This is a genomic window from Prochlorococcus marinus CUG1416 (assembly GCF_017695965.1).
Classification (GTDB): Bacteria; Cyanobacteriota; Cyanobacteriia; order PCC-6307; family Cyanobiaceae; genus Prochlorococcus_A.
The window spans coordinates 15888-30904 of record NZ_JAAORM010000001.1 but is presented as its reverse complement, the minus strand read 5'-3'; the positions used below and the strand labels follow the sequence as shown (position 1 = coordinate 30904).

Annotated in this window: 19 protein-coding genes; 9 read left to right on the top strand and 10 right to left on the bottom strand. The window is 32.9% G+C overall.

The window, feature by feature from the left end; translation table 11 throughout:
* Positions 1-50: 50 nt before the first annotated feature.
* Complete coding sequence (locus HA146_RS00155; RefSeq protein ID WP_209107581.1) at positions 51-452, top strand: HNH endonuclease; 402 nt, start codon at positions 51-53, stop codon at positions 450-452.
* Here the strand turns inward: HA146_RS00155 and HA146_RS00150 are convergent, their stop codons facing one another.
* A complete protein-coding gene (locus HA146_RS00150; RefSeq protein WP_209107579.1) occupies positions 453-683 on the bottom strand; it encodes a transcription factor TFIID in 231 nt (76 codons plus the stop codon). It lies immediately after the preceding gene.
* A 32-nt stretch (positions 684-715) separates the two neighbouring features.
* Here HA146_RS00150 and HA146_RS00145 point away from each other — a divergent pair, with 32 nt between their 5' ends.
* Both HA146_RS00145 and pdxA read left to right on the top strand, forming a co-directional pair.
* Entirely contained in the window at positions 716-1594 is an 879-nt protein-coding gene (locus tag HA146_RS00145; protein WP_209107577.1) for an NAD-dependent epimerase/dehydratase family protein, read from the top strand.
* Positions 1595-1615: 21 nt separating this feature from the next.
* Positions 1616-2650: a 4-hydroxythreonine-4-phosphate dehydrogenase PdxA gene (pdxA, locus tag HA146_RS00140; RefSeq protein ID WP_209107575.1), complete on the top strand. Its 1035-nt coding sequence runs from the start codon at positions 1616-1618 to the stop codon at positions 2648-2650.
* Here pdxA and accB read toward each other — a convergent pair.
* Positions 2627-3133 (bottom strand): acetyl-CoA carboxylase biotin carboxyl carrier protein, encoded by a 507-nt coding sequence (gene accB / locus HA146_RS00135; RefSeq protein WP_209107573.1) that lies wholly within the window; start codon positions 3131-3133, stop codon positions 2627-2629. The two genes, pdxA and accB, sit on opposite strands and share 24 nt — an antisense overlap.
* A complete protein-coding gene (gene efp, locus HA146_RS00130) occupies positions 3133-3693 on the bottom strand; it encodes an elongation factor P (RefSeq protein ID WP_209107571.1) in 561 nt (186 codons plus the stop codon). Before efp ends, accB begins: the two co-directional genes overlap by 1 nt.
* 43 nt (positions 3694-3736) lie before the next feature.
* Here efp and HA146_RS00125 point away from each other — a divergent pair, with 43 nt between their 5' ends.
* Both HA146_RS00125 and thiL read left to right on the top strand, forming a co-directional pair.
* Positions 3737-4828 carry a peptidylprolyl isomerase gene (locus HA146_RS00125; RefSeq protein ID WP_209107568.1) on the top strand — a complete coding sequence of 364 codons (1092 nt, stop codon included), beginning with the start codon at positions 3737-3739 and terminating at the stop codon, positions 4826-4828.
* On the top strand, positions 4821-5807 hold the full coding sequence (gene thiL, locus HA146_RS00120) for a thiamine-phosphate kinase (protein ID WP_209107566.1): 987 nt from the start codon (positions 4821-4823) through the stop codon (positions 5805-5807). Before HA146_RS00125 ends, thiL begins: the two co-directional genes overlap by 8 nt.
* On the opposite strand, the gene gap is transcribed toward thiL, so the two are convergent.
* Complete coding sequence (gene gap / locus HA146_RS00115) at positions 5808-6830, bottom strand: type I glyceraldehyde-3-phosphate dehydrogenase (protein ID WP_209107564.1); 1023 nt, start codon at positions 6828-6830, stop codon at positions 5808-5810.
* A gap of 192 nt (positions 6831-7022) precedes the next feature.
* Here gap and murC point away from each other — a divergent pair, with 192 nt between their 5' ends.
* Genes murC through HA146_RS00100 form a run of 3 tightly spaced genes read left to right on the top strand, consistent with a single transcriptional unit; the run spans position 7023 to position 9709 of the window.
* A complete protein-coding gene (gene murC, locus HA146_RS00110; RefSeq protein ID WP_209107562.1) occupies positions 7023-8432 on the top strand; it encodes a UDP-N-acetylmuramate--L-alanine ligase in 1410 nt (469 codons plus the stop codon).
* A 15-nt stretch (positions 8433-8447) separates the two neighbouring features.
* Positions 8448-9341: a UDP-N-acetylmuramate dehydrogenase gene (murB, locus tag HA146_RS00105; RefSeq protein ID WP_209107560.1), complete on the top strand. Its 894-nt coding sequence runs from the start codon at positions 8448-8450 to the stop codon at positions 9339-9341.
* A gap of 17 nt (positions 9342-9358) precedes the next feature.
* On the top strand, positions 9359-9709 hold the full coding sequence (locus HA146_RS00100) for a YbaB/EbfC family nucleoid-associated protein (RefSeq protein ID WP_209107557.1): 351 nt from the start codon (positions 9359-9361) through the stop codon (positions 9707-9709).
* Here HA146_RS00100 and rsgA read toward each other — a convergent pair.
* The 5 genes from rsgA to msrB form a co-directional block, all read right to left on the bottom strand.
* The gene (gene rsgA, locus HA146_RS00095; protein ID WP_209107555.1) at positions 9675-10592 is read right to left on the bottom strand and encodes a ribosome small subunit-dependent GTPase A; all 918 of its coding nucleotides are present in this window, start codon (positions 10590-10592) and stop codon (positions 9675-9677) included. The two genes, HA146_RS00100 and rsgA, sit on opposite strands and share 35 nt — an antisense overlap.
* The gene (locus HA146_RS00090; RefSeq protein ID WP_209107552.1) at positions 10582-10812 is read right to left on the bottom strand and encodes a sulfurtransferase TusA family protein; all 231 of its coding nucleotides are present in this window, start codon (positions 10810-10812) and stop codon (positions 10582-10584) included. The genes rsgA and HA146_RS00090 overlap by 11 nt, the downstream gene beginning before the upstream one ends.
* Entirely contained in the window at positions 10812-11936 is a 1125-nt protein-coding gene (dnaJ, locus tag HA146_RS00085; RefSeq protein ID WP_209107549.1) for a molecular chaperone DnaJ, read from the bottom strand. Before dnaJ ends, HA146_RS00090 begins: the two co-directional genes overlap by 1 nt.
* 29 nt (positions 11937-11965) lie before the next feature.
* Positions 11966-12685, bottom strand: coding sequence for a nucleotide exchange factor GrpE (grpE, locus tag HA146_RS00080; protein WP_209107547.1), 720 nt, complete (start codon positions 12683-12685; stop codon positions 11966-11968).
* Between the two features lie 75 nt (positions 12686-12760).
* Positions 12761-13255, bottom strand: coding sequence for a peptide-methionine (R)-S-oxide reductase MsrB (gene msrB, locus HA146_RS00075; protein ID WP_209107545.1), 495 nt, complete (start codon positions 13253-13255; stop codon positions 12761-12763).
* A gap of 23 nt (positions 13256-13278) precedes the next feature.
* Here msrB and dusA point away from each other — a divergent pair, with 23 nt between their 5' ends.
* On the top strand, positions 13279-14283 hold the full coding sequence (dusA, locus tag HA146_RS00070) for a tRNA dihydrouridine(20/20a) synthase DusA (protein ID WP_209107542.1): 1005 nt from the start codon (positions 13279-13281) through the stop codon (positions 14281-14283).
* Here the strand turns inward: dusA and HA146_RS00065 are convergent.
* Complete coding sequence (locus HA146_RS00065; RefSeq protein WP_209107540.1) at positions 14280-14906, bottom strand: RNA recognition motif domain-containing protein; 627 nt, start codon at positions 14904-14906, stop codon at positions 14280-14282. The genes dusA and HA146_RS00065 overlap by 4 nt on opposite strands.
* Between the last annotated feature and the right edge of the window lie 111 nt (positions 14907-15017).

Genomic DNA, 15017 nt, shown 5'->3' with positions numbered 1-15017 from the left:
ATTGACTTTTGATATATTCAAGCCATTATTTATTTAATTAAATAGTCTGAATGCATATTAATGATGCGGTATTTTTAGAGGATTTATGTCCTAAGTTCAGATTTAGACAATGGCGAAAGTCAATTCATAGATTTACAGGAAAAAGTTGTATATATTGCGGGAAACCATCTGAATCAATTGACCATGTTTTACCACGTAGCCAAGGTGGCTTAAGTACGACAGAAAACTGTGTACCTGCATGTCTTTCTTGTAACGGGGACAAATCAGATGAAAATGCTTTGTATTGGTATAGAAGACAAAAATTTTATGATCCTAGAAGAGCAATGGCTATTAGAGCTTGGTTAGAAGGAGATTTAAGATTAGCTATAAGATTATTGCAATGGGCTAATCCTAATTTTCAGGTTAGTAATAAGAATTACGAAATAGACGAAACAAATTATAAAGCAGCTTGACTACCAAACATTACACAATTTCCTAGAATTATAGCTTTCACATATGTTTTCCAATTCTCTTGGAGATTCTGGGAATATTAAAAATGTAGACAATAAAATAAGGACAACAAATAATTTTTGGTAGAATTTAATATTAACTAAACCTATTTCTTTTTCTTTAAAAAGAGTATAACTTTTTGCAGCAGCAAAAGTTTTTGATTTTAAATCAGGTTTAACAGCTATCTTCATCATTTAATAATACATATGTACTACTTTAATGCCATATGAAGAATTTAGCAAGTTTACTAGAAAATAAAAATAAATTTTTAATCTTAGGATGTGGTTTTAGCGGTAGTTTTTTTGCAAAAACCATAAGAAAATTAGGCTGTACTGCTTTGACAAGTTCAAGATCTGAAAACAGAGATCCAAATAGTTTTGTGTTTAACAGTGAAAATAATATAGTTCCTGATAAAAAAATTTTTGATGGAGTCACGCATATTCTTAGTTGCATACCTCCCGACAAAAATGGCAATGATCCAGTATTAGGAAGTCTGCAAAGTACACTACAAAGTTTATCCCTTGAGTGGGTTGGATATTTATCTACAACAGGAGTTTATGGAAATACTGAAGGGGATTGGGTTTCTGAGACATATCAAACTAATCCTTTACAAAAAAGAAGTCATAATAGATTAAATTGCGAAAAAGAATGGATTGAATCTGGTTTGCCAGTACAAATTTTTAGGTTGCCCGGTATTTATGGACCTGGAAGATCCACTTTTGAAGCAATCAGAAATCAAAAAATTCGCGTTATCTCTAAAAAAAATCAAGTATTTTCAAGAATTCATGTTGCTGATATTACAAATGCAATTATTTATATTTTACAAAATAAAGATTCTTTAAAGTTTCACCAAATTATTAATATTGCAGATGATGAACCCTGTTCTCAAATAGAAGTGATTCAATTTTGTTACGATCTTCTTGGTTTAGAAATGCCAAAGCCAATATTATTTGAAGATGCAAAACAGAAATTGTCACCTATAGCTCAATCGTTTTGGATGGAAAATAGAAGAGTTTCTAATAAACTATTATGCGAAACACTTGGATATAAACTAATTTATAAAAACTATAAATTAGGCTTGAAAAACTGCTTTTTAAATAGTTAAACAAATAAATTAACACTCTTTATGAATATTAAAAATTCTAAGAATACACTTAAAATTGTATTAAGCGTCGGAGATGAATCCGGTATAGGACCTGAAATAATTTTAAAAGCTCTTTATTCTCATGAGATACAAGAAAATATTGAGTTTATATTAGTTGGTTCAAAAAAAAATCTACAAAATACATATACACATCTTAGAGGTCTAGGATTGGAAAACCTCGCAAATCCTAATGATTTACAAATCCATGATCTCAAAATTTCTTCATCTGATAATGAATCTAAATCAGGTTATGGTGATTCAAGTTTCTATTACTTAACAAAAGCAATTGAAATTGTAAAACAATATCCTAATTCAGCACTTGTGACTGGCCCAATTTGCAAGAAATCATGGTCTCTAGCTGGTCATCACTTCTCCGGGCAGACTGAAGTATTAGCAAAATCATGTGGAGTAAAAAATGTTGGTATGTTATTCACAGCTAAATCACCAATTACAGGTTGGAGATTCAATACCTTACTAGCTACAACCCACATAGCACTTTATGAGGTACCAAAAAGCCTAAATACACAATTAATTCACGCTAAATTAGATCTTTTCAAGGAGTTTTGTATGACATATACTGAGAAACCTACTTTAAAAGTTGCTGGATTAAACCCTCATGCTGGCGAAGAAGGTATTTTGGGTAATGAAGAAATAGATTGGCTTAATGATGCATTGATTGCTTGGAATGAAAATAATAGAGATATTAAATTAATAGGCCCATTATCACCAGATAGTTGCTGGAATTCTGCCGCCAAAGCTTGGAGACAAAAAGATACTGAAAAACATGATGGCATTCTTGCTATGTATCATGATCAAGGATTAATACCAATGAAGGTTATAGCTCTTAATTACTCAGTCAACACAACAATAGGTTTACCTTTTATAAGAACATCTCCAGATCATGGAACGGGATTTGACATTGCTGGCAAAGGAATAGCTCAATCTCAAAGCATGATTGAGGCTATAAAGGCTGCCATAGAAATGACTAAAAATTCAAGACTGCTTAACACGCATTAAAACTTGACCAAATTCAACTGGCGTTCCATTTTCAACAAGAATCTCTACTATTTCAGCGTTAAATTCAGATTCTATTTCATTCATTAATTTCATAGCTTCCAAAATACAAATAGTTTGACCGACCTTAACTTTATTTCCTACTTCAACGAATGGGTCCTCCCCTGGGGCTGCAGCCCTATAAAAGGTTCCAACCATAGGAGAAGTTACTTCAGTAAGGTCTGAGCGTCCAGGAGGGGCTACTTGAGTCGTCTCAGGCTCATTAACTAATGAGGCATTATCATTGATGGCTTTTTGATTAGCAATTGTTTGCCTATCATATGAATTATTAGGAACTGAATTATTAGTAAATTGGTTCTGATTAAATAAATTCCGTTTTATTTCAAGTTTAAAATCTTCTCCCTCCAGTGAGAATTCTTGAATATCGCTTGTTGAGATTTTCTCTATTAAGCGATTTAAGTCTTCATGATCTAATTTCATAGCCATTAATTTTCACGTCCAAGATAACTATCGTTACGAGTATCAACTTTAATCATTTCTCCAACAGAAATAAATAAAGGAACCATAACTTGAGCACCTGTTTCTAGAATAGCTGGTTTCGTGCCCCCACTGGCAGTATCGCCTTTAACTCCAGGATCAGTCTCTGTAACTTTTAAAGTAATAGATATTGGAAGTTCCACTTCTAAAACTTTACCATTATAGAAAATAACATTAACCTCCATTCCTTCTTTCAAATACTTTGCGCCTTTACCTATTTGTTCAACGGATAGTCTTGTCTCTTCAAAACTTGTCATATCCATAAAAACATAATCTCCAGACTCCACATAAGTGTGTTGGAGGTTAGACTTCTCAAGGATAGCCTGCTGTACTGATTCTCCGGCTCGAAAAGTTTTTTCAACCACGTTGCCGCTTTGAACTGATTTTAATTTTGTTCGCACGAACGCAGAACCCTTACCAGGCTTGACATGTAGGAACTCTACAACACGCCAAACTTGTCCATCCAATTCGATGGTGGTACCTGTGCGAAAATCGTTACTGGAAATCATTCCTGTATTACATCCCCAAGGATCATAAACCTGCAAGAGTGCTATGCAAAAATTCTTATCAAATCAGAACAAACTTTTCTTATTTATTTCAATCATAATTTTACAGGTTTTTCTTTTCAAACCGATTCAAGTTCTAGCCGATTTACCGACTGGAAATGCGGTAAAAGACCCTAACGCAATCCTAAGAAACGCTCTCCCTATCAAGCAAGTTGAGTTGCAAGAAATTCAACACAAATTAGAAGAAACTAGCAACCTTGTAAGAGGAGGAAGATGGCCCGCTATTACTAAAACTGTTACAAAATGTCAATCTTTACTAAAAAAATACCAAATTAAAATTATTCAAGAATTACCAAATGAAAAACAGAAAATTGCTGAAAAAACATTTTTAAAGCTTAAAGACAATTTTGATAACCTTCAAAATTATGCTAAATCAAAGGATAAGTACTCATTTGTGACAACCCGAAAAGAGGCTTTAGATAAACTAGGTGGATTAGAAGAATATTTTCTACCGAATCAATTTCCACACTCTATCCCTGAAGAATTTGCTAATCTACCAAGATTATTAGGAAGAGCAAAAGTAAATATCAAAACCTCCAAAGGAGATATGCAAGCTATTGTAGATGGATTTAACGCCCCGCTTACTGCAGGCGCATTTATAGATTTATCTTCAAAAAACTTCTATAAGGATTTACCTATTAATAGAGCAGAAGAATTTTTTGTTCTGCAAACAGGTGATCCAATTGGCGAAGCAATTGGATACATAGATCCTGATACAAATAAAGAACGTCACGTTCCTCTAGAAATAAGAATTCCTGATGAAGAGGATACTTTTTATAATCAAACTTTTGAAGATTTAGGCCTTTACACAGAGACACCAACATTACCTTTTGCAACAATGGGAACTCTAGGTTGGTCTCACTCTAGTACCGCAGTTGATGATGGCTCATCGCAATTTTTCTTCTTTTTATATGAAGCAGAGTTAAATCCAGCAGGTCGAAATTTAATTGACGGAAGGAATGCTGCCTTTGGCTACGTCATAGATGGTTTTGATGTATTAGAAGAGCTAACTAAAGATGACATAATTATCTCCATTGATGTTTTAGAAGGGATTGAAAACCTAAAATTAAATGCATAAAGAATTACTAGAAGATATAGGAGAAAAAGAATTAATAAATAGGCTTGGAAAATTCATGCCTAAAGATCAAATTGCAGATGATTGCGCTTTAATCAAAACTAAGAATAATAAATTACTTGTTAATAATGATTCATTAGTAGAAAATGTTCATTTCAATGACATTACTATTTGCGCTCAAGACCTTGGATGGAAAGCAGTTGTCAGTAACATCTCTGACTTATTATCCAGTGGTAGCAAGAAAACGATAGGAATTACAATAAGTCTAATTCTACCTTCTAAAACTGAGTGGGTTTGGGTAGAAGAGTTATATAAAGGCATGAATAAAGCTTTAAAAGAATATGGTGGGATAATTCTTGGAGGCGATTGCTCTATGGGGAATGAAAAAGTTATCTCAATTACAGCACTAGGCATTCAAGGAGAACTTGCATTGCGAAGAGACGCATGTAAACCAGGTGAAATTATCTTAACTACAGGAATTCATGGTCTTAGCAAACTAGGATTTATGATGCAAAGTAAAATTAATTTTCATAATGATGTGTCTCTTAATGAAAGATTAATCAGTAAATCAATTAAACATTTTTGTCGGCCTCAAGTTAACCCAAATTTTCTAAAAAATCTTCTTAAAACTCGCTCCAATAAAAAAATAAATAAAATTGGATGTACTGATAGTAGTGATGGTCTATTTCAAGCCGTACAAGATTTAGCAATCGCTAGCAACTGTCAAGCAATTATTAATTACGAAAAAATACCAAAAGACAAGGACTGGCCAAAAGGGGTGAAATGGGATGAATTTTATTTTTTTGGAGGTGAAGATTACGAATTAGTATTCTCTCTGCCCAAAAAATGGGCGAGGAATTTATCTAAACTAGATAAAAATATTAACGAAATTGGCTTCTTTACCGATGGTGAACCATCAATAAAATTTAAAGATAATGAAAAAGTTAAATTATTAAACAATACTCCTTTCAAACACTTTTAATTATTCCCACTTTTTAGCAACAATCTCAGCTAAATCTACAACCCTCTGACTATAACCCCACTCATTGTCATACCATGCAAGGACCTTAACAAGGTTATCACCAATACACATAGTAAGATCACTATCTACGATTGATGATTCATTAGTGCCTGCATAATCGCTTGACACTAATGGTTCATCACCGTACTTAATAATTCCCTTCATTGAACCTAAAGAAGCATCTTTAAGAGCATGATTGACCTCCTCGCTTGTGACAGATTTAGAAGATTCGAAGACGAAGTCTACCGCTGAGACGTTAGGTGTTGGAACTCTCATTGCAATCCCTGTCAATTTGCCTTTCATTTCTGGGTAAACCAGTGCTACTGCTTTAGCAGCACCAGTAGAAGTGGGAACAATATTGGTAGCAGCGGCTCTAGCCCTTCTTAAATCTCTATGACTATTATCAAGAATTCTTTGATCACCTGTGTAACTATGTATCGTAGTCATCAAACCTTTATTAATTCCAAAAGTTTGATCTAAAACTTTAACTACTGGAGCTAAACAGTTTGTAGTACAACTAGCATTACTCAAAATATCATAATCTTTGTGGTTGTATGTATCAGCATTAACTCCAACTACATAGGTCCCAACTCCAGGACCTTTACCAGGCGCAGTTAAGATAACTTTTTTTGCTCCTACTTCCAAGTGCTTACTTGCCCCAACATCAGTATTGAAAACTCCAGTTGATTCAATAACCAAATCTACACCCCATTCTTTCCAAGGGAGATTCATTGGATTTCTGTCGGAAAAACATTTAATTGTTTTGTTATTGATTACAAAAGTGTCATCAGTATATTGAATATCAACGCCATCAAGTTTACCCAGTACTGAATCGTATTTTAAAAGATGAGCGTTTGTCTTAGGATCTGAAGTAACATTAATACCAACTACTTCAATATTGGTGTAAGCACCTCTACTAAGCCAACAGCGCATAAAGTTTCTACCAATTCTGCCAAAGCCGTTAATTGCAACACGCAAAGTCATAACTAAAAATTTCTAAAAGATTAACCTAAGTTGCTGATCATACTGAATTTTGTGCAATAACGTAAGGTTTTTTTGATTTATTAAGCAAATAAGTCTAGTTTTGTATTAATTCGAGAAAAAAAACATTTTTTTTTAAGAAAAAATACCAAAATTTTGGTAAGAAGTTATTTTGATTTAAGTAAAAGATAAACATTGAATAACGAATTACTTCAGAAACTTCATTTTCATTTTATTGGAGTAGGAGGCATTGGAATGTCTGGATTAGCAATGGGTTTACGGAAGAAAGGTTGTTCAGTTTCAGGATCGGATTTAGTTAAAAACAATGAGACTAATAAACTAGAACATTTAGGAGCAGTTATCTTTAATTCTCAAAGTCAACAAAATGTTGAATTTATAACTTCAAAATTTAACAACAAATTGATTAATTTTGTTGTAAGCTCTGCCATCAAACCAGAAAATGAAGAATTATCGTACTGTAGAAAAAAAAATTTTACAATAAAACATCGTTCAGATATCCTTTCAATGTTAATGCAATCTTATACGGCATTAGCAGTAGCTGGCAGCCATGGCAAAACATCAACCAGTACATTTCTTTCTACACTACTGGAATTATGTACGCATAACTCTTCTTCAATAACAGGAGGAATAATCCCTATCTACAACTCTAATTGCCATTTAGAAAATACAAAATTCTTAGTGGCAGAAGTCGATGAATCAGATGGGACACTAGATAAATACAAATCTGATATTGGAATAATCAATAACATTGATTTTGATCATTGCGATCATTTTTCTAATATAGGTGAAGTCATATCTTCTTTTAAAGATTTCGCTACAAATTCTAAGAAATTATTACTTAATTTTGATTGTGAAACCACAAGAAATAATTTTTATTCTGATAATCAGTGGTCAAACACTACAGCAAACAACGTAGCATATGCTTTAATCCCGACTGAAATTAATGAAGATCATACGATTGGGGAATATTATGAAAATGGAAATTTTATTAGTAGTTTAAATATTCCAATTCCAGGATTACATAACTTATCGAATATCACTGCTGCATTGGCAGCTTCAAGAATGATCGGTGTAGATTTTATAGAAATTAAGCAAAATATTAAATACCTTAAACTGCCAAAAAAAAGATTTGAATTCAGAGGCCAAATAGATAAAAGAACTTTATATGATGATTATGCACATCACCCAAACGAAATAAAAGAGACCATTAAATTAGGTAGGTTATTTATCAAGAACAAATGTAATAATAAATCTCTTAAAAGTAGATTAATAGCTGTATTTCAACCTCATAGATACTCTAGAGTCAAGCAATTTGCGAAAGAATTTGCTGAAGAGTTATCAAAAGCAGATGTTATTTACGTAACTAGTATTTATGGAGCCGGGGAAGTAAACAAAGATAAAATTAATTCAAAAATTATCACTGATCTAATTTATAAACAAAATAAAAATGTTATTTTCATAAATAATTATCATGAAATTACAAAGAACTTTTACGAATTAACTAAAAAAGGGGATTTAATTCTGAATATGGGAGCTGGTGATTGTCATCATTTCTGGTCAATTTTAAATGGGAAAAACAATTAAATACTTCACTAATTTATGAATAAGAAGATTTTTTCTGAGAACTGCAATTTAAGTAGTTATACAACTATAAAAGTTGGAGGAGTAGCTGAATACTTTGCTGAACCAAGGAGCATTGACGAATTTTCATATCTAATAAAATGGGCTAATTTAAACAATCAAAGATGCCAAATAATAGGTGCAGGCTCAAATCTTTTAATAAATAATATTTTCATAAAAGGTTTGGTTATATGTACAAAAAAAATGAAGTCATTAAAGATAGAGCCATATTCAGGAATTGTTGAAGCGGAAGCAGGTGTAATGCTCCCAACATTATCCAATTCTCTCGCTAAAAATGGATTACAAGGAGGAGAATGGGCTGTCGGAATTCCAGGAACATTGGGAGGAGCAATTTATATGAATGCTGGTACAGGTAATTTATCGCTAGCAAAAAATCTTATTTCTGTGAAAGTAATTAATAATAACACTAATGAAACACTTGAAATCGACACAAAAGATATAATTTTTGAGTATAGATTTAGCTCTTTTCAAAATAATGATTTAGGAATTATTAGTGCAAAACTACATTTTGAGCCTAATGGAAATCACGAAAAATTAATTCAAACAACCAAAAATAACCTTAAATTAAGAACAGAAACACAGCCATATCATCAACCAAGTTTTGGTAGTGTTTTTAAAAATCCTGAAAATAGTTTTGCAGCAAAATTAATTGATGATATGGGTTTAAAGGGATTTAAAATTGGCGGAGCAGAAATTTCTACAATACATTCAAATTTTATAATTAACAATTCTTCAGCAAGTTCAAAAGATATTCATGAATTAATAACTGTAATTCAACAAAAAGTACTACAAAAAAAGGGGATTTTTTTGCAACCGGAAGTAAGAATGATTGGTTTTGACTATCCTAATTAAAGAAACTTTTTTATACAATGGCGGGTTTTGGACTTCCTAACTTTGGACAACTTACAGAAGCTTTTAAAAAAGCTAAACAAATTCAACAAGATGCTCAAAAATTACAAGATGAACTTGAAAGTATGGAGATTGAAGGAAAAAGTGATGATGAAATGGTAAAAGTCTGGATAAGTGGCAACCAACTTCCTTTAAAAGTAGAAGTGCAAGAAAATATTGTAAATTCAGATATAGAAAAAATAGAGCAAAATATTTTACAAGCCATTCAAAAAGCTCATGAATTATCTACTACCACTATGAAAGAAAGAATGAATGATTTAACTGGTGGATTAAATCTTAATCTTCCGGGTTTTGATAATAGTGACTCTTAGAAGACTCGATCATTTCTTTATAAAAAGAATATCTTTCAAAAGATTTATTTAAATTACAGCCCTCATCATTCAAATGTAAGCAGTCCCGAAATTTACACCTAATTCCTTCATCGATTACTTGTTTATATATTTCCGAATAAAGATTTGGTATCAACCTACTATCAACCTCAAGAGGTTGCATATTAAAACCTGGTGTATCAACAATATAACTTTGATTAGATATGGAAAATAACTCAACATTTCGAGTAGTGTTTTTCCCTCTCTTAATTTTATTGGAAACTGGAGCAGTACTATTTTGAAGACCTGGAATTATCTTGTTAAGCAAAGTAGTTTTACCAACACCGGATGGGCCCATAAAAATCGAACACTTTTTTTTCTTTAACTGAGCTAATAAATCTTCAAAGTGATCAGATTTATGTAAATTTAAAATAATTGCTTGATAACCCCATTTCTTAAATTTATCAAGTAAAAAAATCTGTTTTTTGTCTGATATTAAATCACACTTTGTCAAAACTAATGACACTTCTACCCCCATAGATTCTGCTGATATCAAAAACCTATTAACTTGAGATAAATTTAACTTTGGCTCTTCAACTGAAAAAGTAATATAAATGTTAGAAATATTTGCAACTGATGGTCTATTTAATAAATTTTGTCTTTTTTTTAGACTTGCTATTACTGCCCGCTTACTTGTTAAATCAATATTATCAATTTCTACTTCATCTCCAACATAAATAAATTGATCTTTGAAATGTATAGACTTTCTTACCTTACATAAAAATCTTTCGCTATTTCCAAAGTTTTCTTTATTTTTTAGGTCAACAAAGAAAAATTCATTAAATTTTTTCGTAACTAAACCTAAATGTTTACTATTAGTTTTCATTCAGAATTTTTATTTTTAAAATTTTTTCATATTCATTGATTTGTTCATAGAAACATCCCATCTCTTCTAAATTTTTTAATACCATTTCTTCTGGTTCACCTTTATCTAATTCAACAATAAGTTGTTCATTTTTGGATAACTTCTCTAAAGCCAATTTAATCTTGACGACATTTAAAGGACATGGAACAGATTTCAGATCCAAATACTTTAAAGAAATCATTAAGATTCTTTACCAAATAATTTACTAAATAGTCCACTACTGGAATTGATATTTTTATCTGAATACTGAGAAGCTAAATCCTCTAAAAGATTTCGCTCTTCTTCAGTTATACGAGTTGGCAATTTTACCTTTACTAGAACTTCATGATTTCCTCTGGCAACTGGATTACCAAGTCTAGGTACCCCTTTATTCTCAAGTGAAAGAGTTGTATTTGGTTGCGTACCACTAGGAATTTTTAAATTAACTTTGCCATCAACTGTAGTAATTTCAACAGTATCTCCTAAAATTGCCTGTAAATAACTCACAACTATTTCTGAGTAAATAGTCACACCATCTCTTTTTAATTTCGAATCATTCTTCACCTTGATAAAAACATAAAGATCCCCAGGTGGACCTCCTTTCAAACCAACATTTCCCTCTCCGGAAACTCTTAATTTAGTACCAGTATCAACTCCTGCAGGAATATTAATTCGTAATTTTTTTCTGACTTGCTTTACTCCATTACCACCGCAACTTGTACATGGATCTGAGATTATTTGACCAGTTGCATTACATGAAGGACATTCAGCTACTTGTGTGAAATTCCCAAAAGGTGTTCTCGTGGCTCTTCTAACTTGTCCACTTCCTCCACAAGTTGTGCAAGTTTTCGGTCCGGTTCCTGGTTTGGCACCTGTTCCCCTACAGACTTCACATGTCTCAAGATGAGGAATTGTAATTTCTGTTTGTTGGCCAAATATTGCATCTTTAAAATCAACATTAAGGTCATATCTTAAATCATCTCCTTGTTGAGGACCTCGTCTTTGAGTTCTTCCTCCCTGTGGAGTTTGCCCTCCAAAGCCATTAAAAAAGGTTTCAAATAAATCTGCAAACCCACCCATATCGCCCATATCAGGCATTCCAGCTGCACCTCCAAGACCAGCCTCTCCAAACTGATCATATCTAGCTCTAGTTTCAGGATCAGCTAATGCTTCATAAGCCTTGCCAATTTCTTTAAATTTATCTTCAGCACCAGGTTCTTTATTAACGTCAGGATGATATTGTCTTGCTAATTTTCTATAAGCCCTTTTTAAGGTATCAGCATCAGCATCTCGTGAAACTCCAAGTATTTGATAAAAATCAGCCATTAAACAACGCTCAAGTAAAAATTTGGAATTTATACATCTTCAGAAGTATTTTCCTCTGAATCAATACTCTCTTCAACTGTATCCTTTTCTACTTCCTCTTGTGAATTTTGTTTACCTGGCCCCATGGAAACTTTAACCAAAGCATGTCTCAAAACCTTTCCCTCTAAATGATAGCCTCGCTGTAATTCTTCTACAATAAAATCTTCTTTAAACTCTTCACTCGGCTCTCTTAATACAGCTTCATGCAAATTTGGATCAAATTGCTGGCCAACAACTCTCATAGGGGCAACTCCTTGTTGTTTTAAAACTTCTACCAATTGTTTATACAATCCTTGATAACTTCTATGAAGGGCTTGAGCTTCTTCACTTTCTGGTTTTAGTTGTTGTCTTGCTCTTTCAAAATTATCAACGATTGGGAGTATTGCAGTTAAAGTTTTAGAAACAAGTTGGACTTTTAAATCATCCTGATCTCTAGACTGCCTTTTTCTAAAATTATCAAAATCTGCTGAAATTCTTACATATTGATTTTTTAATGTTTCGTGCTCTTTTTCTAACTGTTCTAACCTTGCATCATTATTGGAGATAGTATTTTTTAATTCTTCGGTATTTATTTCTTCTGTTTTTTCTGAAGATGATTCATCATTTTCGATTATTTTATCTTCAGCAGATGAATTATCCTCAGGGGCATTATCCTGATTAGAAACATCATTTTCTTTAATATCAATATTGTCTGATTGATTTTCAATCATTTTTCTAAAAATTTAATAAAACTATTTTCCAATAAAGTGATGAACAAAACAAGTTGCGGAAGGCCGCACAAATTTTTACTCAGAAACAAATCTTAATGCTAATCCGTTATTACAGTATCTTTTGCCTGTAGGAAGTGGCCCATCATTAAAAACATGTCCTTGGTGACCTCCGCATCTAGAGCAGTGATATTCGGTTCTTGGAACAATCAACTTAAAATCAACTTTAGTTGCAACTGATCCTTGAATTGAATCCCAAAAACTTGGCCATCCAGTACCACTATCAAACTTTTTATCTGAGAGAAAAAGTGGTAAATCACATCCTGCGCAGTGAAAAACCCCTTTTCTTTTCTCATTATTTAATTCGCTACTAAAAGCTCTTTCAGTTCCTTCCTCCCGCAAAATATAATAAGATTCTGGACTAAGCCTGGATTTCCATTCGTCTTTTGATAAATTCCACGCTTCTTTGGAAGCAATTGAAGAAGCTAATACTTGCATGGGCTTAAAGATTATTTTTAAGATTGACATAATAGGAATTAGAATAAAAGATCTTCTTGTTAGAAATTGATTCATATATTTAAATCACATAAAAAGTAATGAGTTTTAATCAACCTAATTCTATGAAAAATATTCATAAATTAAGTATTGCTCCAATGATGGATTGTACTGATAGACATTTCAGGATGATAATGAGAAAAATAAGTTCTAAAGCCCTCTTGTATACGGAAATGATTGTGGCCCAAAGTTTAGTTTATACGAAAAAAAAAGAAAATTTTCTAGATTTTAATAACGAAGAACACCCAATATCGATTCAATTTGGTGGAGACGACCCTTTAATTCTTAAAGAGGCTGCTCGAATGGCACAGGATTGGGGTTATGACGAAATAAACTTTAATGTTGGTTGTCCAAGTCCAAGAGTCTGCTCAGGAAACTTTGGCGCTTCACTAATGAAAGATCCTGCAAAAGTAGCAAAATGCATAGAATCCTTAAAAAATAGCTGTAGCTTACCGGTTACGATCAAACACAGAATCGGTGTAGACGAAGATGATAGTTTCAGAAACTTGAATAATTTCGTAAGACATGTTGCAAATGCTGGTGCTGACAGATTTACAGTTCATGCCAGGAAAGCCATACTAAAAGGTCTTAATCCAAAACAAAACAGAACTATACCTCCTCTGAAATATGAAGTAGTAAAAAAATTAAAAAAATTAAATCCAGAATTATTAATTGAAATCAATGGAGGTTTCAATAGTATCGATAAATCGATTAAAGCCCTAGGTGATTTTGATGGTGTCATGATTGGACGATCAGTATATAAACATCCCTTAAGATGGTCAGAAATTGATCAAAAAGTTTATGGTATCAATACAGAACCTAAGTTTGCTTCGGATATTATCTTCTCTTTAATTCCATACATAGAAAAGCATATGAGTAATGGAGGAAAATCTTGGGATATTTGTAAACATATTATAAATTTAGTTGAAGGAATTCCAAAAGCAAAAATTTGGAGAAATCAAATTTCAATTAAATCTATAAAAAAGGAATTAGATAGTGAATATCTCTTTAAATTAACTTCGTGGCTTGAAGAAATGGGTTATTAATTATCCTCATTTGAGGCATTATCCTCATGAGAAACTCCCCTTTTTCTTCTGCTTCTGCCACTTTCATATTCAGAGTCTTCAGAAGAGTTTCCAAAACTTCTGTCTTCCCAACCTTCAGCACCTGAGGATTTATTGGTGTAAGAATTATTAGGTTCAGAATTACCACCGCCATTATTACCACCACCGTAGCCACCGCCATAGCCACCGCCATTATTACCACCGCCGTAGCCACCGCCATAGCCACCGCCATTATTACCACCACCGTAGCCACCGCCATAGCCACCGCCATTATTACCACGGCCATTATTACCACCGCCGTAGCCACCGCCATTATTACCACCACCGTAGCCTCCTCTTCCTCCTCTTCGAGATCCTCCAGAATTTCTTGGCTCTGCCTTATTAATTCTTAATGGCCTACCCATAAGCTCAGTGCCTTGCAAACCATCAATAGCTGTTAACTCAATTGCTTCATCTGCCATCTCAACAAATGCGAATCCTCTTTTTCTTCCAGTATCTCTTTCAAGAGGAAGAGAACAATTTACAACTTCACCAAAAGGGGCGAACAACTGTAAAACATCTTCACGCTCTGCGCGGAAAGGCAAATTGCCAACAAAAATACTCACTTTAAACTCAACAAAGAAAATTTACCTAATTTAAAAAACTACAATAAGTAGCCTAATAACATTAATAATATTGCCTCATTATTCTACTTCAAAGCATACCCTTGTTGTAGA